20 protein-coding genes and 1 pseudogene are annotated in these 21,125 nt (G+C 64.2%); 11 read left to right on the top strand and 10 right to left on the bottom strand.

What is annotated here, in order from left to right:
- The first annotated feature begins 66 nt into the window (after positions 1-66).
- Together ABZ622_RS14515 and ABZ622_RS14520 are read left to right on the top strand one after the other, a co-directional pair.
- Positions 67-984, top strand: a complete 918-nt coding sequence (locus ABZ622_RS14515; protein WP_360542915.1) for an FkbM family methyltransferase — start codon at positions 67-69, stop codon at positions 982-984.
- Positions 985-1,078: 94 nt separating this feature from the next.
- A complete protein-coding gene (locus ABZ622_RS14520) occupies positions 1,079-1,552 on the top strand; it encodes an NUDIX domain-containing protein (RefSeq protein ID WP_360542917.1) in 474 nt (157 codons plus the stop codon).
- A 466-nt stretch (positions 1,553-2,018) separates the two neighbouring features.
- On the opposite strand, the gene ABZ622_RS14525 is transcribed toward ABZ622_RS14520, so the two are convergent.
- The gene (locus ABZ622_RS14525) at positions 2,019-3,314 is read right to left on the bottom strand and encodes a DUF6602 domain-containing protein (protein ID WP_360542919.1); all 1,296 of its coding nucleotides are present in this window, start codon (positions 3,312-3,314) and stop codon (positions 2,019-2,021) included.
- A 123-nt stretch (positions 3,315-3,437) separates the two neighbouring features.
- Positions 3,438-4,280 (bottom strand): hypothetical protein, encoded by an 843-nt coding sequence (locus tag ABZ622_RS14530; protein ID WP_360542921.1) that lies wholly within the window; start codon positions 4,278-4,280, stop codon positions 3,438-3,440.
- A gap of 1,470 nt (positions 4,281-5,750) precedes the next feature.
- Here ABZ622_RS14530 and ABZ622_RS14535 point away from each other — a divergent pair.
- Positions 5,751-6,371: a hypothetical protein gene (locus ABZ622_RS14535; RefSeq protein ID WP_360542923.1), complete on the top strand. Its 621-nt coding sequence runs from the start codon at positions 5,751-5,753 to the stop codon at positions 6,369-6,371.
- 21 nt (positions 6,372-6,392) lie between these two features.
- Positions 6,393-7,265, top strand: a complete 873-nt coding sequence (locus ABZ622_RS14540) for a TIR domain-containing protein (RefSeq protein ID WP_360542925.1) — start codon at positions 6,393-6,395, stop codon at positions 7,263-7,265.
- On the opposite strand, the gene ABZ622_RS14545 is transcribed toward ABZ622_RS14540, so the two are convergent.
- The gene (locus ABZ622_RS14545; protein ID WP_360542927.1) at positions 7,155-8,153 is read right to left on the bottom strand and encodes a hypothetical protein; all 999 of its coding nucleotides are present in this window, start codon (positions 8,151-8,153) and stop codon (positions 7,155-7,157) included. The two genes, ABZ622_RS14540 and ABZ622_RS14545, sit on opposite strands and share 111 nt — an antisense overlap.
- A 1,546-nt stretch (positions 8,154-9,699) precedes the next feature.
- Between ABZ622_RS14545 and ABZ622_RS14550 the strand changes: the two genes are divergently transcribed.
- Both ABZ622_RS14550 and ABZ622_RS14555 read left to right on the top strand, forming a co-directional pair.
- Positions 9,700-10,047, top strand: coding sequence for a transcriptional regulator (locus ABZ622_RS14550; protein ID WP_360542929.1), 348 nt, complete (start codon positions 9,700-9,702; stop codon positions 10,045-10,047).
- On the top strand, positions 10,044-10,715 hold the full coding sequence (locus tag ABZ622_RS14555) for a nucleotidyl transferase AbiEii/AbiGii toxin family protein (protein WP_360542931.1): 672 nt from the start codon (positions 10,044-10,046) through the stop codon (positions 10,713-10,715). The genes ABZ622_RS14550 and ABZ622_RS14555 overlap by 4 nt, the downstream gene beginning before the upstream one ends.
- Before the next feature lie 292 nt (positions 10,716-11,007).
- Here the strand turns inward: ABZ622_RS14555 and ABZ622_RS14560 are convergent.
- Positions 11,008-11,376: pseudogene (locus ABZ622_RS14560) on the bottom strand (site-specific integrase); the annotation flags it as partial.
- A gap of 67 nt (positions 11,377-11,443) precedes the next feature.
- Here ABZ622_RS14560 and ABZ622_RS14565 point away from each other — a divergent pair.
- Positions 11,444-11,872: a hypothetical protein gene (locus ABZ622_RS14565; protein WP_360542933.1), complete on the top strand. Its 429-nt coding sequence runs from the start codon at positions 11,444-11,446 to the stop codon at positions 11,870-11,872.
- Between the two features lie 348 nt (positions 11,873-12,220).
- Here the strand turns inward: ABZ622_RS14565 and ABZ622_RS14570 are convergent, their stop codons facing one another.
- Positions 12,221-12,712, bottom strand: coding sequence for a hypothetical protein (locus ABZ622_RS14570; protein ID WP_360542935.1), 492 nt, complete (start codon positions 12,710-12,712; stop codon positions 12,221-12,223).
- A 211-nt stretch (positions 12,713-12,923) separates the two neighbouring features.
- Between ABZ622_RS14570 and ABZ622_RS14575 the strand changes: the two genes are divergently transcribed.
- The 3 genes from ABZ622_RS14575 to ABZ622_RS14585 all read left to right on the top strand — a co-directional run bounded on the left by ABZ622_RS14575 (position 12,924) and on the right by ABZ622_RS14585 (position 14,506).
- Positions 12,924-13,361 (top strand): hypothetical protein, encoded by a 438-nt coding sequence (locus ABZ622_RS14575; protein WP_360542937.1) that lies wholly within the window; start codon positions 12,924-12,926, stop codon positions 13,359-13,361.
- A 150-nt stretch (positions 13,362-13,511) separates the two neighbouring features.
- The gene (locus tag ABZ622_RS14580) at positions 13,512-13,961 is read left to right on the top strand and encodes a hypothetical protein (RefSeq protein ID WP_360542939.1); all 450 of its coding nucleotides are present in this window, start codon (positions 13,512-13,514) and stop codon (positions 13,959-13,961) included.
- A 275-nt stretch (positions 13,962-14,236) separates the two neighbouring features.
- Positions 14,237-14,506 carry a hypothetical protein gene (locus tag ABZ622_RS14585; protein WP_360542941.1) on the top strand — a complete coding sequence of 90 codons (270 nt, stop codon included), beginning with the start codon at positions 14,237-14,239 and terminating at the stop codon, positions 14,504-14,506.
- A 445-nt stretch (positions 14,507-14,951) separates the two neighbouring features.
- On the opposite strand, the gene ABZ622_RS14590 is transcribed toward ABZ622_RS14585, so the two are convergent.
- From ABZ622_RS14590 to ABZ622_RS14610, 5 genes are read right to left on the bottom strand one after another with little or no spacing between them, the layout of a single operon-like run.
- Positions 14,952-15,389, bottom strand: coding sequence for an NUDIX domain-containing protein (locus tag ABZ622_RS14590; protein WP_360542943.1), 438 nt, complete (start codon positions 15,387-15,389; stop codon positions 14,952-14,954).
- 30 nt (positions 15,390-15,419) lie between these two features.
- Positions 15,420-16,211, bottom strand: a complete 792-nt coding sequence (fabG, locus tag ABZ622_RS14595) for a 3-oxoacyl-ACP reductase FabG (RefSeq protein WP_360542945.1) — start codon at positions 16,209-16,211, stop codon at positions 15,420-15,422.
- Complete coding sequence (locus ABZ622_RS14600; RefSeq protein ID WP_360542947.1) at positions 16,192-17,310, bottom strand: hypothetical protein; 1,119 nt, start codon at positions 17,308-17,310, stop codon at positions 16,192-16,194. The genes fabG and ABZ622_RS14600 overlap by 20 nt, the downstream gene beginning before the upstream one ends.
- The gene (locus ABZ622_RS14605) at positions 17,307-19,214 is read right to left on the bottom strand and encodes a nucleotidyltransferase domain-containing protein (protein ID WP_360542949.1); all 1,908 of its coding nucleotides are present in this window, start codon (positions 19,212-19,214) and stop codon (positions 17,307-17,309) included. The genes ABZ622_RS14600 and ABZ622_RS14605 overlap by 4 nt, the downstream gene beginning before the upstream one ends.
- Before the next feature lie 10 nt (positions 19,215-19,224).
- Positions 19,225-19,524, bottom strand: a complete 300-nt coding sequence (locus tag ABZ622_RS14610; protein ID WP_360542951.1) for a hypothetical protein — start codon at positions 19,522-19,524, stop codon at positions 19,225-19,227.
- 271 nt (positions 19,525-19,795) lie between these two features.
- Between ABZ622_RS14610 and ABZ622_RS14615 the strand changes: the two genes are divergently transcribed.
- A complete protein-coding gene (locus ABZ622_RS14615; protein WP_360542953.1) occupies positions 19,796-21,115 on the top strand; it encodes a tetratricopeptide repeat protein in 1,320 nt (439 codons plus the stop codon).
- The last annotated feature ends 10 nt before the right edge of the window (positions 21,116-21,125 follow it).

Genomic DNA, 21,125 nt, shown 5'->3' on the forward strand with positions numbered 1-21,125 from the left:
GCCAGTCTGTCACCACCGGCCGGCCCGGGGACCCCATTCCCAGGCCGCCGTACGAAGGAGACGCCCATGCCCGCCTCCGCCCTCGCCCGCGCACTGCGGGCCTACGTCCGCCACGCCCCCGGAACGGTCGGCAAGGCGCGGCTCGTCGGCCGCTTCCTCGACGAGCACCTGCGCACCCACCCCCTCCACACCACCACCCGGCTACGTACCGGCGACACGGTTACCGTCACCACCAGCGACGTCATCCAGCGCTACCAGTACCTGTTCGGCGAGTGGGAGCCGAACCTGAGCGCCTTCCTCCGCGACCGGCTCCGCCCCGGGGACACCTTCATCGACGTCGGAGCCCACCGCGGCGCGTTCACCCTCCTGGCCTCCCACACCGTCGGCGCCCGCGGCCGCGTCGTCGCCATCGAGCCCCACCCCCGCTACCACGACGACCTGACCACCGCGGCCACCACCAACCACCGAACCAACATCCGGGCCATCCGCTCCGCCGCCTCCGACACCCACGGCACCCTGACCCTCTACCTGGAGGACCCCGCCAACCTCGGCCACACCACCGCCATCCGCCCCCGCCGCGTCCACGAGACCGTCGAGGTACCCACCGCGCCCCTGGCCGACCTGGTCAGCCGGACCGAACTCGCCACCACCCGCATCATCAAGATCGATGTCGAAGGCGCCGAAGCAGCCGCGATCCGCGGACTCCTGCCCGCCCTCCCGCAGCTGCGCGACGACGCGGAACTCGTCATGGAAGTCACCCCCAGGCTCCTGGCCAAGCAGGGCGAGAGCGCCGCCGAGATCCTCGACACCCTGTGCGAACACGGCTTCCACGCCTACACGCTCACCAACGACTACGACCCGACCACCTACCCCCGGGCCATGCGCCGGCCGCAGCCGCCCGTCCGGTGCACCGAACCCCCGAAGGAGATGACCGACCTGGTCTTCTCCCGCACCGACGCCGACCGCCTCACAACCGGGCGCTGAACACCGACCCCACATTCCGTGCGGCGGGCCAGGTGGAGCCTGCCGCCCGGACCACTGACACCTTCCGGCACGTCTCCACGGATTGGGTACCGCGATGAACACCAGCGTGATGAACAGCCGCAACGCCGTCTGCGTGATCGTCCACGACAAGGACAGCGGCACGATCGCCGCCGTGCACTACGCCGCCCGCAATTGGTCCCCGCAGCCAGCGTGGACCCTCCCCGGCGGCAAGGCCGAACCAGGCGAAGCCCTCGACGAGGCCGCCGCCCGCGAACTCAAGGAGGAAACCGGCCTGCTCGTCGACCCGGCCGATCTCGCGCTCGTCCACGTCGTCCACGTCGAACAGGGCTGGGACCAGGCCGGCCAGCTCATCGTCTTCGTCTTCGCCACCGACACCTGGACCGGCGACCTGACCAACACCGAGCCAGACAAGCACCTGGCGGCCCAATGGGTCCCCGCGAACCACCTGCCCGAGCCCGCGTTCCCGACCACCGTGCAGGCCCTGGCCGCGTACCGGAACGCACGCCCCAGCTTCTCCCGTTACGGGTGGCCGGCCACCGCTGAGTGACGGGAGATACGCCAAGGTGGTCCTGGCGGATCTCCCTACAGCACCCGCGTGTCCGACGCACGGCCCTGTTCGTGCCAGTGCTTGGTTCACCGCCTGGTCGTCTTCGTCTCAGACGCGGGCCTTCCTTCCGACGCCGATCCCTGCGATAGCCGTGCCGTTACGTCTGCCGTTCTGCTGGGAGCCTCGATCCGGCCGCCGCTGTCAGTGCCACCGCCTACTCTCGCGAGACGGACCACAACGAGGAGGTTCGGTGCGGCGCCCCCCGGTGAGCGAGCACAAGATCCTTATGCAGGAGTGAGTGTGGGAGCTGAACAACGCTCTCGGGCTGGACCCTGCCCGCTTACTCCAAGGCAGTCATCCGACTGACCCGATGCTGAGCGCCCGGCGTACCTCCGACACGTTTTCCCAGCACCTACGTAAGACCCAAATGCCAACCTGAGGAGCCACAAGGCTAGCCTCCGGAAACTCAATCGCGCGAATTCTCAATCTGGCGAAAAATCCAACGGTCCAATCGGCCAGTACTATTCTCCGCAGCAACATATTCACCCGTCGGGAGAATTGCCAACTGGCACTTTTTTGCGATCAGCTTCAGGTTCTGCCCAGATGAGGCGACAAGACGGGTTTCCAACAGGCGGTTGCGTACGTCGCAAAAATCAACGCCGCGCGACTTTAGCCATGCGATCATCTCTGGGTCATCGCAACGCACTTCCCTCCCTTGACACAACCTCGTTAGCAAAACAAACTCCTCCTCACCGATGAAATTCGGACTCCACCGCTCCGTCACTGCAGCCGCATCAAGTGCTTCATCACCAGCGTTATGCACTTGAACTTGCCAGCCACCTCTTCCATCGATGCGGGCAGCACGGCAGCTCAGTAGAGTCCTGGCTACCTCAGTCTCAAGATCCTCTCCCCAAACCTCTCCCCCAAGTCCGTACACCTCATCCAGTCGGGTCCAGATGAACTCCAGCAACAGCCTCAGCGGGTTCTCTGGCGTCGAGAAGTAAAACGGCCACCATCCATCGATCAAAGGTGTCATGAATGGCCGACCGTTGGCCTTAGCAAGGGAGTACCTACCCGAAACGATCAATTGAGGGAAATTTGCCGGACCGAATCCGTGGTTCCCAATATTCCGCTCAAGGTAGTTCGCCATCGACAATCGAAATGCCCGCTCGCTCTTAAACCCATGCATCCCGAGAATTACTCGAACCGCAGAAATCTGCTCCAGGAGAAGGGTCTGAAGTAGGGCATCCTCTTCGTACGAGAGGGCGACAGGACCTTCCCCATCCCAAGCCAACTTCCCAGTCATCTCCGCGAACGTCCTAACTGACGGAGCCATACTTCGATCAGGGTCGTCCGGCACCTCGTCATCACCTTGATGGTAGGCGTGCTCGATCTCGCTGACTGAATTAAGCTGAGCAAACGCATCACGAAGCTCGGCCGAGTGAAGATTCTTCTTAACTTCGACAACGGCAATGATATCTTTAACATGCCACACATAAGAGTTGGTATACGGGAGCCTTTGCCCCTCACCCCGAACCACCATGCAATCAAGTTGGCCGGACATGCGTCCGCGACCGTCGCGAGCAAATCCGGATACCACCCGCAAACCCAATCCGTCTGGCAGGGCTCGATTCAATACGTCTGAAGACAGCCCCTCATACATGTCTCCAATTGTCGGAGCATGCTTTACAGGAGCATCGTCGAGTTTAGGCAGCTCGTCTCGAATAATGCCGGCCAGAAGGTCGGCAATCGTGCGAATCACTAGACCTCACCCACAAATCGACCCAACTTACGCGCCCGAGAACATTATCGAAGGAATTCCCTTTTAGCCAGTGGCGCACCAAGACAAACCGCCAGCGCACTCCTGTTCCTCGCATGGACAGGATCAGACGGAGCCCTCGGGGAGACTCAGCTTCGCAGCCAGAAGCTCTTCGGTCCCTTCCAGGCGGAGCCCGCACAGTGCGCAACCGAAGAAACCACCGTACCTGTCAGGCTCCTCGTCCTCTGCCGCCAGAACGATGAGCGCGTTATTCTCACAGGCTGGGCATGGAAACCAACCCATAGGGGGCCCAGGCTCACCGGTTTCCTTATGTATCCCGCCAGGGAACCATTCGCTGCGACGGCTCCTGAGTGGGGCCTGCACACCTTCCAGGAGTTCAGCCGGAAGGTTGCCAAAGCGGTCATCGAAGCGATTTCGAGCTTGCCGGATTCGGAGCTGGACCTCGCGTTCGGTCTGATTACGCTGGTGATCAATGGCAATACGGACCGCGCTGTGCCATCTTCCCCAGAAGGATGTGAGGGGCGTGGTCAGCCCTACATGTAGGGCCTGCACGGACTTCGCCAGAGTGGCTAGCAGAGCTCTCCCCTGCTCGCCTCCGGTCGAGTGGGCCACACCGTTCCGCAAGTCGATCAAGAGATCCAACTGCCCATCAGCAGGCAGGATTTGCAGCGTTCGCAGCCGACTGATCGTCTCGGCCGCCCCGATGGTGCGCACTTTGCTCGCTGTTCGGTGACCGCCGAGGTGGAACAGCATCTCTGCGCTACCCCGCATCTCCGCGACATAGATGGGGTTCTTCCCCACCAAAACCGCCTTACCCAGCCGTTCGATGGCGACCCCCGCGTGGAGAACGAACTCGTCGTACTCGCCACGCGCGTGATCGTCCATGGCTTTGTGCGCAGCCTTCCTCGCACCTTCAAGGAAGCTCTCGAATGAGAGGGAATCATCCATGCGGAGACGTTAACAATGCCTGCGGTGCCGCATCGACCGGTTTGGTGGCGCAGCCACCAACGGGGCCTGGACGGCCGCCAGCGCGGGATCGCCAGGCCGGCCAGTTTGCTGGCATAAAGCACGCTTGGCGCCACAGCGCAGATGCGCACATCGTCGCGTGGCGTTCCCGACTGGAACACTCCACGCGACCCACCCGACGAGCGCGTGCCCCATCCGTGCCCTTGGCAGCGGTGAACAGTGGTCAACACCGGCATGGGAAAGCCCTCACAGCGAGCCGCTAAGTGACCGATACTTGCAGGTCGGAGGCCGTATCGGCACTGTGGGCGCCATAGATTCCCAAGCTCAGAGCGCGAGTTCGATTCTCGTCACCCGCTCTTCTATGGAGGCCCTGGCCGAAGACCAGGGCCTTGTTTGTTGTCTAGACCATTTTTAGGAATTGTGTCATTCACGTGCCACAAGGACCCTGTCGGCCTGCATCAATGGCGTACACGGCGCCCCTGATGTCGAGAGCCCCGCCGTGCAGTCCCATCTCCCGAGATTCACTTCAAGTGGCCTGCGTCATGTAAGCGGTGCGGGCAACCTGCTCCCTGCGCGATCAACGCCGCGCAGCCCGTGGAGCGGATAGTCCGGGCGGGCGCGGCACCAGCGGGTGAACGGTCGCGCCCCCTCCCCGAGGCTGCGGGCGACTGCTGGCGGCGCACACCGAGATCGATGTTGGCGGCGAGCCTGCGCTGGTGCGCCTTGGTGAAGTGCTGGCAGATCAGCTGTGCGTGCTCGGAGGACTGGCCGGCTCGAACCATGAGGCGCTTGAGCTCGGTCCCAGTATCAGCCGCGAGCGTGTTGCCCGTGTGCCGCAGGTCGTAGGAGCGGAAACCTTCGGGAAGCCCGGCCTTGTCACGGGCCCTGCGCCACTTGCGGCCGAAGGTGGTGCCACGCAGTGCCTCTCACCGACGAAGACGAGTCCGTCCAGCCCCAGCTGGGCGAACCGCTCCAAGGGCAGTGGCGGCGTCGTGGTCACCGTACTGGGCGAGGGCTCCGCCACCACCAGTAATAAAGCGTTGCCGCCACATCGTCAGCACCTCACGGCATCTATTCACCACGACGGCCACGGCCAAGTCCGTATCTTGACGACCCCGTGGCTTCCACCAGATGTCCGTTCGGCGTCTCCCCGTCGGTGAGCCGCCGGGTTCGCCCGCATGTTCTCGTAGATCGCGTCCCCGCGGATCTTCCGCTACATCGCTGCGGATCCTCTTGATTAGGGACAGCTTCGTGTGGAGTGACGACCAGTGAGGCCCCCCTCGCGGCTCCACGCCATGAGATCAGCCGATTCGTAAAAGCGAGCGTGCGCAAAAATCATCGCGCCAGATAAACTCTCGCGACGGCGGAATAAATATTAATTAATTCTTTCATGACCGCCACCAAAGCGCCATAGACGTTCTATTCACAAGCCGTGACGAGATCCTCCTACCCATGATTAAATACCAGCGAAGCAGAGCCCTGGAGATTCTGATGAACGCAGCAATGGTAACGGCTTGCGCCACTATCCTGGTTGCCATCATGGCCTACTGGATGAACCACCAAGGAGAGGACCGCAGATATCTGAAAAATGCGCGAATCGACCGGGTAAATAGTCAGTTAAAAGAGCTCTACGGCCCACTTCTCGTCCTCACGGAAACAAACGAGAGAGCGTGGAGCGAGTACTACAGACGCTACATCCTCCCTGCCGGATATCCGGACGAGAATCCGCTGCCGGGGCCAGAGGAAGCGCGCTGGCACATCTGGGTAGAAGCAGTGTTCGCTCCTACGGCCCAGAAGATGAAGGATCTCATCACTGCTCGAGGTGATCTGATCATCGAAGGGGAACTACCTCTTGTGGTCCAGCAATTCTGCGCGCATGCAGCGACCTATGATGCTCTTTTGGCCAACTGGGGCGGAGCTGGCGCACGCAAATCTACTCTAATTCGCCATCCGGGGAGCGACTTCCTGTCTTACGTCCGCAAGTCATATAGATCGCTCAAGGCGGAACATGAACTCCTACTTACGGAGGCGCATGAGAACGGGCGACACGAACTCGATCAATCAGCACGCTGATCAAAACACAGGGAGACCGCCGTGAAGGTATTTCTTAGCTGGTCCGGAGCGCGTTCAAAAAGGACTGCTGAGGCATTGCGCTCCTGGCTGCCAGATGTCCTCCAATATATCAACCCATGGCTCTCCAGTGTGGATATCTCCGCAGGGAGGAGAGGGGTCCGGCAGATCTTCGACGAGCTTTCTGAAACAAACTTTGGAGTCATTTGCGTAACCCCGGAGAATCAGACTTCCCCTTGGGTCAATTTTGAAGCAGGATCCATTGCCAAACAAGTCGATGAAGGCTATGTGGTACCTTTCCTGATCGGCATGAAAACTACCGAACTCGTCAGCCCTCTCAGCCAATTCCAGGCCATCGCCGGGGAAAATAAAGACGACGTACAGAAACTCCTCTTCGATATCAATGAAACATCGGGCAGCTTAGCGATCCCCCGTGAGAGACTGGAACGCGCCTTCCAAAGAAGTTGGCCGGAATTCGAGGACAGAATGCGCAGCGTCAGTGAAATTTCCTCAAAAGACACTCTCTCAAACAAGGTACATCGATCCGAAGCCGATATGACGGAGGAGATCCTCCTCATTGCCCGACAGCTCGATCACCGGATGGCGGAGATCGAGAGGCATGCCCCACGAATGGATGGGACAGCGAGGAGACACCCTAGGGAGATCCGCCGGATTAGCGAAGAAAAATTCATTGCCTCCTCATTTGCAAAAATCGGCTGGGAGGCAATTAACTCCTCTTGGGAGGGCGAAAACGTGGTCATCGTTTCGCAGAATAAAATGGGGTCCTCACAGTCGATTTCGCTCGATTTTATCGAGCGGCTCGCCAAGTCCTTGGGCCGGGAGGTAGTGGTGTTGGGGGAGGCCGGCAAGGTGATTGCCCGCAGTGACACCGCCTGAATCCCCAATACCTTCCTGGTGCCCGAATTTCACCTGGACCGGTTCGGGCATCTCCTCCTTCTTCCTCAAACGCCCAAGCCGCAATTTACTGGCCCTGTCGGGTTCTACCCAAGCGTTCCATGCCCTGATGTAAATTGCCACTTGGTCCCGCAAGCTCATCCTGCGCCTAGAACCCCGCTTCTGTGTTTCCTTCGGCACCTCTCGCAGGGCGAGCCTGACATCACCAGGATCTAGATTCGCACCAGACTTAAGTCCGGAAATCCACTCGTCAATTTCTGCGGCAGGTGCTGCTTCAGTGGTCAAAAAATACCCCACTGCCACCGCAGTCTGACTTGCGAATAGATGCTTGGAAAGGTCACGTCCAATAGTCACTGCCTCCCCATACCTGTTTTTATCTCTATTGTATGCGGCCAAGATTCGGTCGTTGGGTACATATGCCCCAACACCAGTCCAGCGATCGTTCGGAATCTCTTTGAAGAGGAGAACATGACGAATGGTAGAGGAAAGCAAGGGAAGATATTTCGCTCCGGTCGACAACAGTGTGTCTGCCGCACTCCGACGCTTCCCAGTGTCGAGAACTGGAAAAACATCTCTAGATAGCCCGTCGAAGACGAACATCACTACAGGAGTATTGGCCTTAATGATCGCATTAAGCCGATGCTGGCCGTCGAGAAGCTCTCCAGCCTCATCGAAGGCAATGCCCTGATGGGTCAATTTCCATTCGCCACGAAGAATGGTATCCGCTAGGGAGTTAACCCGTCCATCATCCAGTCTCCTATTAACCGAGGACCGGGAGAGAAAATTTTCGGCAAGCTCTGGGGTCACCTCGATGATTCGCGAGACTAGGCTTCCCGCCAACTCCCCCGGGATCCCCATATTGATAGTCATTCCCTAATCTTAAGACCACTGACTCCCGGTATCCCCCTCGGATCGAAAGTGATCAATTATGATCGATTAAGCCCGTTGCAGAGCATCTCCGACGTCCTGTCGCGGCAAGGTATAACTCGCAGCAATGGGGGCAGTAGGCCGTTCGGGCACTTGCGGAAGTCGTCCAGTCGGCATCTCTAATGCGCCTGGAGTCCCAGTTGCCGAGGCCGAAATTTTGGCCAAATGCGGCTTAACGAGTCCTTCTACAGCAGAAGGTCTCGTTCTTCGCAGATCCGTGCAGTAAGCCAAATGCGCCCCCAGGCTGACGACAGATGTCCGAATGAGCACTCCCTCAACACCAACCTGTTCGAGCTTGAGGAGCGGCTGGACAGCACACGGCGGGTGTGCGAGGTGAACGGCTGCCAGGTCGTCGAAGTCGGTGACCGTGTACTGCTGCCCGAGAACTACGTGAGTCGTCTCAAGAATGGGCCAGGTCCCGCCCTGGGTGTAGTCACCAAGCTCGGCACCACCTACCGAGGAGCCCCACCCGACGTCGTAGGACGGGCACCGGAAACTAGCGGGGAACGGCTGACGGAACCTCGTGCCACAACGTGCCAGTAGGGGCGGTGAACAGCGGTCCACACCAGGCATGGGAAGACAGCGAGAGTCTTGCCAGTGGGGCCCGATTCCACAGGGCAGAGGCAATATGAAGGCCCGAGCGCCGGGTGATTCCCAAGCTCAGAGCGCGAGTTCGCTTCTTGTCACCCGCTCCATACATTCCATACGAAAGCCCCAGGCCAGCGGCCTGGGGCTTTCGTGTTGCCCAGAACCTGCGGGAGCACCTGCGGCGGTACGGTCAGCTCTGTCGTTTGAGTTCGCGCACGGCCGCGGGCCGTGCGAGGCGCAGGGGGAACGAGGCCGCGAGGTCGCCTCCCTCTGCCAGAACGGCACCAGGGGAGGGGAAGATCAGCCGCGGGGGCCGTGACCGCGGCTCGACCGAGCTGTGCAGCAGGTGTATGGACCGGCCCCGCAGCGATGGCACGGCCGTGCTCGAGGGCGAGGCGGCCATCGCAAGCCGGGCTGCCCGGCCGAGGCCATGCAGTACGGCGAAGGTAGTGACGTAGGCGTTCCGGATCAGACCGAGAAGTTCGAACAGGACTGGGTGTCGGGCCGGTTGGTCAGTTCGTCCTGGACGAGGAGATCCAGGGGCTGGGCAAGAGTACGGGTCCACGAGGCGTACTCCTGCTGCACCCCGAGCGCAAGCGGAACCTGCCCAGCGCCGTGCGCTGAGGGGAACGGGTCTCGGTCGTCAGGGGGCCATCAGCGACATGGCAGCACTCGCCGCGGCCGGGCTCGGCACCACGACAGGTACCGGCGCCGATAGGCGAGGGGATGTCGAAGCCTCCGCCCACTGCCCCTCGCGGCCATCAGCGGCAACCTGTTGTGGGCCTTCGGCTACAACGTCGTCATTCCACTCGCCGCGGTGGGTCTGCTCGACCCGATGTTCGCAGGAGTGGCGTCTGCACACCGAGCCGCTCATCGTCGGCTCTTCCTGGATAATCGATGCATGGCATCACAGCCTCGTCTTTCCGACCTCCGTCGTGCCAAGTTCGTCCGGCGCCTGCCCGCAGCGCTCTCCGAGCTTGCCGGTCCCAAACACGGCCCGGTACACCTGCCGCTCCACCTTGCCTGGTCGGGGTTGACCACGTTCGACCTCGACCGGCCCCGGCTACGGATGAGCTACTACCGGATCGTGCTGGCCGAGGGCCGGCGCGACGACTTGGTCCAGTACCTCGACCAGGACCTGCTCGTCAGTCTGTGGCCCACACTGCGCACACTGGTCAGCCCTGATGTCCGCGAGGTCTGGGAGAGCGCCTTCAGTGAGCTGGCCGACAGCTCCCGGACCGCGGCGTGAACCTCACGGGCCTGCACCACCGCTTGCTTGCAGACGTGCTTGCCGTGGGTGGCGCTTACCCTCTCGCGCTCACCGGCGGCTACGCGGTCCAGGCACACGGCCTTGTCGACCGGCTCAGCCAAGACCTCGATGTCGCGACCGAGAACCCAGATCCCATGGAGGACATCGCGACCGTCGTACGCACCGGACTGGAGCGGCGCGGATGGCACGTAGAAGCCCTGGAGACAGACCCGCTGTCCGCGCGCCTGATCGTCACCGACCCTGCCAGTCGCGAAGAGTGCGAGGTCGACATCCTCAAGGAAGCACTCTGGCGACCACCCGTACACACCGAACACGGCCTGGTGCTGTCCCTCGAAGATGTCGTGGGCACCAAGGTCCGTGCCCTGGCCGACCGCGGACTCGCCAGGGACCTGATCGATGTGCAGGCCGCCACGAGCCGCTGGAGCCCCGTCGAGCTCGAAGAGCTCGGCCGACGCCATGCCCGCGACTCCTTCGACCTCAGCGAGCTTCAAGCGCGGCTGAGCGGAGCCGACTGGATCGACGACACGGAATTCGCCGCCTACGGACTCGACGCGCAGGCGATTGCCGGGCTGCGCCGGTGGGCACAGACCTGGGCCGACGACATCGGGGAACGGCTTCACGAGCTTGAGGCCCCGCACGAGGACTGATGGCCTGACGGATGCCGCCCATTCGACAGGAATGCGGTTCGCGACAGGGGCTGGACGCCCCTCAGCCGCCGTGCCCCATCCGTGCCCTTCGGAGCGGACAACAGCGGTCATGTACGGCGCCCAGAGACCCCGCCAACCGCCACCGCCCCGATCAAACGTGCAGGTCAGAGCTAATACGGCCGTTCAAGAACCGTTGATTCCCAAGCTCAGAGCGCGAGTTCGATTCTCGTCACCCGCTCCACAACGAAGGCCCAAGTCAGCGACTTGGGCCTTGTTTGTTGTCTAGACCTGTCTAGGTGTCTCGTGCCCGCTCCGTGCCCGATGCCTGTTCATCGGCCTTGGCCGCAGCCTTCCGACGTTCGGCCTGCATCAGGGAGTCGAGTCCGGAAGCGACCTCACGTTGACGCTCGGTGCCCGAGTGCTCATAGATGAGCGCCTTCTCCGTGGACTCGCCGACACGCACCATCGTGTCCTTGAGCGTCGCGCCCGATCGGGTGGTCAGGGTGTGTCCGGTGTGGCGAAGATCGTAGAACCGGAAATCAGACGGCAGTCCGACCACGCTACGGGCCTTGCGCCACTCCCGGCCGAAGGTCGAGCGCCGGAAAGGCTTGCCCCGCTCGCCCACGAACAACAACACGCCCAGGGTCTTCTCCGCGTACCAAGCGAGCCAGGCGTGGATCAACATGAGTCGATTGAGAGTGGTGGCGCCCTCCCGTACCTTCTGGAACATGGGAGAGGGACGGGACGTCACCAACAACGTAAGTAACGGCGTGAGCGGCCATGTCAACGGGCCCGTGGTCCAGGCTGGATCCATCAACGGCAATGTGATCCTGCCTGCTACGCCGAGCCCAGAGGAGACAGAGTTACGGGCTCGCTGGGCGGCACGCACGAAACGAATTCTGGACGCCGAAGATGCAGAACGTGCAGCACGCTACGCCCAGTCTCAGTTTCAGAGACAGAGATTCCTCAAGAAGGCACGTCGTGGAATCTACGGGTCTGTCGCATGGATCCTTTTCGGCCTGTTCCTGGTTGTCGGTGGTCACGGATCCGGAGGCGACAGCACGCGAGTGATGTGGGAGTCGATTGGGTGGTTCGACGTAGTGATCGGTTTCGGATTCCTGGCGAAGCACTGGTTGGCTCTTCGACGCTACCGTTGAGTCCCGGATTTAGCAGCTGATCAACCGCTGTCCTTCAATACGTCTGCCACTTGGCGCCACTCGTGCGCAGTCGAGTGGATCACGTACCGCAGCCCGTCGCAGGAGTGGTCGTGGCACTTGATCGGCTTATCCTCGCCGCGTGCTGTGGCCTCTTCTGGCCAGGCGTAACCCGGCAGCTCGTCGAGGAGTCCCCGGCATGAGTGGTGTACGCGCAACAGCCCACAACTGAGTCGAAAAGCTCGTCGCGGACGGGTCGGTGGACGTCCACTCGGGAGCGACCTGCTGCTCGTCGAGCCATGCGCTCACGGCGCGGCTGAACTGCGCGTCGGTCATCTGTCGGTGTGCGGCTCACGAGTTGGGGCGCCACTCGTTGACCGCGTACAGCCGGTCGTCGGCGCCGAGGCCGTACAGGATCGCCGAGAACTGGCTCGCGGTTCCGTAGTCGATGCCGACCCAGTACCGGCGCATCGGCGGCAGTTCGTCGACGACGTGCCGCTGCTCGTCGAACATGTCGTAGACCGCGCCCTCGGCGATCACCCAGGTGCCCTCGATCATCCGGCGGCGCCAGAGTCCGACGTACTCGGCGCGCAGCGCGTCGATGTAGGCCACGGAGAGGCTCGGGTTGTCGTCGAGCCGGAAGTGCCACGAACGCAGGTCGACACAGTGCACGACCAGCCGGTTCCCGCCGAGCAGTGCAGCGACGTGCGCCTGCTCGTGCCCGGTCACGGCGAGATACCAGTGCGTTTGCAGCGCCGGCCCGTCCGGCACACCGGCGAGCCACTCGTCGAGCTGGTACGCGCTGCGGGTTTTGATCTCCAGCAGGCTGGACGGTCGAACCACGAGCGCTTTCGAGAACGGTTGCACGAACGGTTGTCGAGGTTTAGGGACGAAATCAGGAAAGTACGAGAGGCCAATCCTGCATAGCTGATGGGCGAGCAGGCGGCGCCAATCGTACGCAGTGGAGTGGACGGCGTAGCGCAGGGCGTCGACGCTGTGGTCGTCGAGTGTCAGGGGGTACGGTGGCGGCCTCAGATGCTGCAAAGGGGGCTCGATGGAAGCGGAGTTGGTGGCACTTGCTGCCGCAGGCGCTACGGCATTGGTTCAGCAGATGGCAGTGGACTCCTGGGCACAAGCTCGTGACCGGATGGTGTCGTTCTTCTCGCGTCGCGGTGGTGGTGAGGAAGACGTGATCGAGGGGGAGCTGGAGACCTCACGCGGAGAACTGGCGGCGGCGATGGAGGCCGGCGACAAGCAGACCGCCTTGGATGTCCAGGCGGAGTGGCGTACACGATTGCGGCGCACATTGCTGGCCAATCCGGCCGCGGCCTCCGAACTGCGGGCAATGATTGATGACTTGGCGCTCCCAAAGGGTGATCAACAGGTCGCGGATGTCCATAACACGATCAGCGGGGGCGTGCAGCACGGCCCAGTGATTCAGGCTGGCAACGTGGGCTCGCTGAGCTTCGGGACACCTTCCGGTCAGACCTGAGCCTGACGGCAGTACGGGGCCCACGCCGGCGACGGCCACGGTACGCCGTTCTCCGGGAAGGCGATGGAGGCGGTCACCAAGTGTGTTCGCGGGCATTGGCATCGGCCGCTTCGACGGTGATCTTGTGAGTTAGCGCGTATCTTCCGTCTCATGAGCGAGCAGCCGTCCATACGCAATGAGTTGAGTGGGAGCGTCGGGGGTCACGTCGTGCAGTCCGGTGCCATTCACGGCGACGTTGTGTTCACTTCGCCCACTGCGCCGGTGGACCCGGAGGCAGCGGAGACGCAAAGACGTTGGAGCGAACGTCAGCGGCGCATCCTCGATGAAGAGACCGCCAAAGAGACAGCAGAGCAGCGCCGGTTTGAAGACTACGTCAGGGTCATTCACAGGCAGCGACGTTGGAACTTTTGGTTGCTGTTGGTTGAGAGTCTGGCCGTGGCGCTGGGGTATCTGCGCATGTTCCCCTCGGCTGGGCTCGTTGGCGCCTTGGGCATTCTGTTTGGGCTGATCTCCCTGTTCGGCTGGGTCCACGGCTCCGTGCTCTTGTGGAGGGCCCGGACGGGGCGGACTATCCCAGTTCCCCGGCATCGGTGGATGTAGTGAGCAGGTGGCGTCACTTGTGCGCATTGGAGTGCACGACGTAGCAGTGCGTCGGCGCCGTGGTCGTCACGCTTGATCGGCTGGTCCTCGCCGCGGTCGGATGCTACGGGGTCCCATGCGTAGCCCGGTAGCTCGTCGAGCAGCCCGGTACATGAGCGGTGGATACGCATCAGCCCGGAGTCAAGGGCAGTCGACACGGATCGGATGCCGTCGAGGACGTCGTTGCGAGCCGGGGCGGTCCCGGGTGCCCGTCATCGTCCCGCTACAACCTTCACGTGCCGCTGAACTTGGTCGCCTACGAGAGGCACTCACGTGTACCCCGATTCGTCATCGTGCTGACGGGCAACACCGACGGATCCATACTCACCACCTACGCTGCTTCTCTGCCCGACCTGATGGATCTCCTTGCCAAATGGGCTCCGACCATGAATCTGCTCGCCCAGATCGACCGTTTGGCCAAGGAGCAAAGGGATTCGACGAGGGCTGACGAGCATTCCGCCGCGGCTCTCTCACTGCCGCGTCCTCCCTCCTGTCACGCATCGTGAGCCCGAATGGGCCTCGTACCCTGTGACGGGCCGACTGACGAGACCCTGGGGTCCGACTGTGCCTCCATGCGGTTCCGAGCCATCCTGGCCAAGAAATCTGCACGGGTGACCCGATCCCTCCCATCGCACGTAGGGTCGTGCCACAACGTGCCAGTAGGGGCAGTAAGCAGCGGTCATCAGGGGCTACACAGGAGCTGGCCACGAACACCCCAACACAAGCTTTGCCGCAGGTCAGAGGCTATTCATGGGTCGAAGTCCCGGGTGCTTCCCAAGCTCAGAGCGCGAGTTCGATTCTCGTCACCCGCTCTTTGAAAGAGCCCCAGGCCGACGGCCGGGGGCTTCTTTGTTATCCGGACCACTTGGAGTCCGCGTGCCATAAAGAGACGCCATCAGGGCCGGCTCATCCCAGAGGCGGCCCTGATGGCGTGCTGACGTACTCGAAGGCTCAGAGCGATGCCTCGACCCCGACGCTTCCGGCACTGATGACTCCCCGCAGGACGTGGGCAATCTCCTCGGGCTTGAGGTCGATGCCGTCGAGCCCCTCCGTGGTCAGTGAGATCTCCTCCAGTGCGTACTCGCCGCGGCCCTCGGCGCTGAACTCGGGGCCGGTGCGGTCATCGAAGGACCAGGTTGCGACGCGGGCGAGGTAGAAGAGCTGACGCTCGTCGTCGGACTCCATGGTGTGAAGGAGGCGGATGATGTCGGCCCTCCCCGCGATCTCCTCGTGGATCTCCCGGTGGAGGGCGGCCTCCCGGGACTCGTCGGTGGGTTCGACGCCGCCGCCGGGCAGGACCCAGTACTCGGGGATGCCGGGCCGGGTGCGGCGGATGACCAGCATGGTGTCGTCGGTGGTGACGAGGACGGCACGGACTCGTTCGATCATTTCGGTTCGTTTCCTTGCTTGTTGTCGGTCTCAGTGCAGCAGCCAGCCACCGTCGACGTGGACGGACTGCCCCGTGATGAACGAGGCGGAGGGGCCCACGAGGAACGCCACCAGGGCCGCGACATCCTCGGGACGGCCACGGCGCGGGACGCACTGGCGCTTGATCTGGTCCCCCAGCTGCGCACGGTGCTGGGCGGGGAGGGAGTTCTCGGCCTCGACCTGAATGGCTCCAGGCATGACGGTGTTGACGCAGACTCCGTACGGGCCCAGTTCGCGGGCGAGGGAGCGGGTCAGACCCAGCAGCCCTGCCTTCGCGGTGCTGTACGCGACGAGGTTCGTCCGGCCGGCGCAGGCGTTGACACTGCCAATGTTCACGATCCGGCCCCAGCGGCGTTTGATCATGTCGGGGGTGAGCACGTGGCAGGTGCGGTAGTGAGCGGTCAGGTTCACGTCGAGGGAGTAGTTCCAAGCGGTCTCGTCGGTGTCCTGCCAGGCAACGCGGGGGTAGAAGCCGGCGTTGTTCACCAGGATGTCGACGGGTCCGATCTCGGCTCGGACGAGGCCGGCCATGGTCTGGACGGAGTCTGGATCGGTCAGGTCGGCGTTCACGGCGATCCCGGGGCTGCCCGCGCGCTCGAAAGCGGCGAGGAGGGCGTGGGCGTCGGGGTCCTGGCCGAGGTGGTTGACCGCGACGGTTGCTCCGGCGGTGGCGAGCGCCCGTCCGATCTCGGCACCGATACCGGTGGCTCCGCCGGTAACGAGGGCAGTACGGCCCTGGAGCGGCCGGGTCTGGAGAGGAGTCTCAAGCAGGGGCAGGGACATTGCTGCTCCGTTCGCCGGGGTGGGGGTGAAGGGCCGGTGTGGTGGTGAAGAAGGTGTCGAGCGTCGTGTGCGGGTCCTGGATCTCGGCGAGTTTGATCAGGACGAGCAGGAGGTCGTGTCCGGTGAGCCGGGAAGGCGGGATGACGCCGAGGACGCGCAGGGCGAGAAAAGCATGGATCTCCTCCAGGCCGCTGCCGTTCTTCCTGCGAAGGCCGTCCAGCGCCCGTGTGAGGGCCGCGGCGCGGCCGGGGCTGGTGCTCCAGGAGTATCGGACATCGATGTGGCGACTGCTCCGGTGCAGTTCCAGGTGCTCGATGCACGGGCGGGCCAGGGGCGGCAGGGCGAGGCGGAGGGTGCGGGCGTACACGTCGGGCTGGTAGCGGGGGACGAGCCAGCCGCCCAGGGCCATCAGGTACCAGAGCAGGTTGGCGGCCTCGCCCGCGACGGTGTTGCGCCCGGCGAACTCGAAGTCGAGCCAGCACAGCGGGTCGGCGATGTTGGGTTCCGTAGGGTCGCCCTGCGTCAGACCGGCGAGCCTGCGGCGGTCGGGAGCCAGGGCAAGGCGGAGGTTGTCGATGGTGTTGGCGACGTTCAACGTCAGTGGTCTGCCGTTGGCAGTGAGGGTGAAGCCAGCCAGTTCCCGGAGGCTGAGGGTCGTATCGGTGTGGGGCAGGGTAAGTGGCTGGTCGCGGCGCAGGTACCAGCGGTCCAGTCGGCTACCGGGGCGGATGCGTTCGAGGTAGAGGTCCGGGACGCACTCGGCCAGCGGCACGTTCCTCCCGGTCTCCTCAGCCGCTGCTCGCAGGTCGGCGCAGACCCCGTCCACGAGGCGGGCCAGGCGGGGCTGGACGGCCGGATCGCGGTCGGCGAGGGCGATCACGTCGCCCGTCAGCAGCTCGCACCGGCCGGTGGCGAAGACGTCCTCGTAGGCGAGGAGTTGTCTGTCCGGTAACGCGATCTGCCCGTGCAAGGCCGGAACCGCGAGGCGGGAGGCGAGCCGTGCCCATCCCTTCGCCTCGGCTTCGGCCCGCTCCCAGGTCGCCACCGGCTTGTGGAAGACACCCGTTGTTGCCATGGACCGTCGGACGTTCGCGCTCACCGCGTCTCCCCAGGGAGGGTGTCCAGCCAAGCCTGGAGAACGTGGCGTGCGAGCGCTTCGGCAGCGAGCGGCTCGGTGCGGGCGGTGGTGACCAGGCTCGTGTCCTGCCGCGTGGCGTCGAGGAGGACGGTGAGGGCGTCGCTGTCGGAGGGGCACTCGATCCCACTGAAGCGCAGCTGAATCTTCGCGAGCAGCGCGGTGACCTTGTAGAGGGCGCGGAGGTCGGGGCTTCCCTTGAGGAACTGTCGGCGGATCTCGATGGCGGCCTGGATTCCGTCACGCAGGCTCATGGTGACGTCGGTGGCCGCGTCCGGAGCGAGCAGAGCCAGGCCGGGGGTGGACCACAAGGGGACCAGTGACCCGCTGCCGATGAGCGCGAGAACGTGAAGGAGTCGAGAGGTGATGGCGCCGGCCCGGCACTCAGCGCGGGTCAGTACGGTCATGCCCAGCTTGACCCCTCCGAGTTCGGTCTCCAGATCCACAAGGATCTGGCGCATCTCGTCGAGAGAGGAGGTGTCGGCCACTACAAGGACGTCGAGGTCGCTCCAGCCGTGCTGGTACTTGCCCCGGGCGCCGCTGCCGGTGACGGCCAGCAGATCGATCAACGGGCGCAAGCCGGTGGTGCGGTCGAGGAATTCGGCCAAGTAGGACTCCAGGTGCACGGGGAGTCCGAGCGCGTTGACCGGCATGGTGGAGGGCTGGTGCTCCGGCCAGCGACGTTTGAGCGCGATGCAGTCCGGCCGCCGCTCCAGCTCCAAGCGCGGTCCGTCGTTGCCGATGACCTCGTGCGCGATGGAGACGATCTTGTCCGCGCCTTGTGCGCTTTTGATGAGGTCGCGGTCGACGACGTCCTGGGCGCCGACGGTGCCCCGCCGGGTGCGTGTGGCCTCAGAGGCGTCCAGGTACGCGATGGTGAGCTGGTCTCCGAGCATCCGGGCGAGTTCGGCGGTTGAATCGAAGTCGTGCAGCGACTCGATGCTGATGGAGTCGATGAAGTGGTGGGCCTGGCAGAAGCGGTCCAGTGAGTCCACGATCAACTCAGCCTGCACCACTGACCCCAGCCGATAGGGGTCACGGATCCCCGCACGGTCGGCCGCGTCCTCAATGAGGTATCCGATCTTGAGGCGCGCGTGGCCGTGTTGGGTGCGCAAGTACTCGCCAGCCGTGCTCTTGCCACTCTCCGACATGCCGCCCAGCGCGATGACATGCACTCCTGCCAGAGCCTCACCGGGAACGTCCGGGTGCAGGGGCGCCAGGAGCTGGCGCACCTCGTCCTGGACGGCGATGGTCGGCCGGTCGCCGATGCGGATCACCATCGGGAAGCGCCCATCGTCGACGAGGCGGTTGATCTGCTCATGGAGGTGACGTTGGTACGCCGCGTAGATGTCGGTGACTGTCACCTCGTGAGCCAGGCTCCGACGCGTACCTTCCTTCGGGTCGTCGCAGTGCAGGAGGACGAGGGCATGCTCGCTCTCCTCGGCGGCCCGCAGGTCGGTCTCGTACGGGGCCAGGAGGAGTCGGGCCCGGTCCGCAGCCTGCGCGGCACACAGGTCCTCCCGTACGGCGACCGTCGCGGCGACGGACGCCTCCAGCATCGGGATGCCCCGGTCCAGCAGGCGCACCGGCGCGGAGAAGGGGTGCCGGGAGCGTTCCAGGTAGGAGGCGGCGAGGACGTCGGCGACCTCTTCGACCGGGCCGGTCTCGAACCACCAGCGGGCCATGCCGTCGGCCTTGATGGCGGTCCAGCGGGGGTCGTAGTGGTCGAGCGGGCCTGCTGAGGTCGCGGCCGGGCCCATGCGCCGGGCGAGGATTCCGATCTGCTTGGTCTTCCCGGTGTTGTCGGGGCCGCTGATCGCGACCGACACGGGGAGGGGATACGTGTCGCTGTTGTACGGACTGGACATCGGCTTCCCTTCACTGGTGATACGGAGCGGGTACGCCTTCAAGGCGCCGCGAGCGCCCTGCGGCGAGAACTCGATGGGGCTCCGACCTCGCCCCGGATCGAGAGGCAAGGACGGGCCGGAGTGCCTGTACGGGGCCGTCGGCCAACGGAACGGCCTTGGCGCTGAGCGTCGGCTGCGCCAACGGGACCTGTGCGGAGGAGTGCTCGGTGTGGGCCAGAAGTCCGACCATGGCGAGCCCGGCAGCCGTGCTGAGGGCCCACACCCAGCTCAGGGCGGTCTCCAGCGGGTCGGGTACGTGGGAACGGCTCATCGGACCGTCTCTCGGACGGCGGAGCCTTGTGCCGCACTGGGCCGGCGCGAGAGCGGGAACGTGCGGGTCGGTGCGTTGTCAGTGGGCATCGCCACCGTCGGTTCCTCTCACCGTGTCCGGGCAGGCGCCAACAGGCCCTGAACTGGGCTTATTCGAGCCATTCGGAGATCTGCGGAGTGATGTTCAGTGAACGACGGGCCGCACTCCCGGGACAGGGCCCAGGATGTAGTCCTGCGTAATCCCGCGTAATCCAGGTGGGGAGGGTGACGAGGTGCCGAGGAACCCGGCCGTCGCGGAACTGATCAAGCGGGCCTGCCAAGAACGCGGCTGGGGCCCCTCGGAGTTGGCGCGTGCCCTCGGTCTCGCCGAATGCGGTGACCCGCGCCGCCTGCAGCGCCAGCACGCCCGGCGGTGGATAGAAGGCGAACGAACCCCCGGCCACTGGTGGCCCTACATCGCGCAGGTGCTGGCGCTGGATCCCGAGGCGATCAACCTCCCGGAGCCCACGCCTGCGGCACCCCACACAGATACCGTTGCATCAGTCCTGCACCTGGGAAGGAGCGACGTGGAACGCCGGGAGTTCATCCTCGCCTCCAGCGGATACGCGCTGTCCGCACTCGGCCTGCCCGACATGGACAGCATCACCCGCCGAACCAAGACCGCCCTTCCCGGAGCGGTCCGCGTCGGCCAGGGCGAGGTGGCCGCCGTACGACACATGGTCAAGGCCCTCGGCGACTCCGCCTCCGAACTCGGCGGCGGGCACGCCCGCCACCTGGCCGTCCGCTATCTCACCCACGACGTCGCCCCCTGGCTGGAGGGCCACTTCACCGAAGCCACCGGCCGCGACCTGTTCGCCGCCACCTCCCAGCTAGTCCACCTCGCCGGCTGGATGGCTCAGGACGAAGGCGACACCCCAGAGCTGCGCGGCCTCGCCCAGCGCTACTACGCCCATTCCTTCCGCCTGGCGGCGGAGGCCGGCGATCCGGAACTGTCAGCAACGGCTCTCCGCGGCCTCGCCGTCCAGTGCGTCGACCTCGGCTATCGCGCCGAGGCTGTGCAGCTCGGCGAAGCCTGCGTGGAGTACGGCCGCCACCTCGACAACCCGCGTGCGGTCGCCTACTACGAGGCCACCCTCGCCCACGCCGCCGCCAAGGACGACGACCGCCGCATGGCCACCAAGCACCTGGCCATGTCCGAGACCGCCATCGGCAAACCAGCCGCCGCGGCCGGCGATTCCTGGGCCGCCCACTACTCTCCTGGCCGCTGGGCCCACGAATCCGGCATGATCCTTGCCCGCCTCGGCGACCTCGACGCCTCCGAGGAACATCTCCACCTCGCCCTCGACATCCACGGCCTCGACCGCCGCCGCACCCGCGCCATCGTTCTCGCCGACCTCGGCGGCGTACGCCTGCGCCAAGGCGACGTCGACGGCGCCATGGCCACCTGGCGCGACTTCCTCGACTGCGCGGACGGCATCCGCTCGGTGAAGGTCCAGGCTGCACTGCAAGACATGCGTGTCCGCCTTCGGCGGTATGGCGGCGTCCCGGAGGCGCAGGAACTCCGCGAGCGGGCGGCCCGCGTCACGGGCTAAGGGCCGTCCC

Origin of the sequence: Streptomyces sp. NPDC007164 (assembly GCF_040634135.1) — a bacterium.
Classification (GTDB): Bacteria; Actinomycetota; Actinomycetes; order Streptomycetales; family Streptomycetaceae; genus Streptomyces; species Streptomyces sanglieri.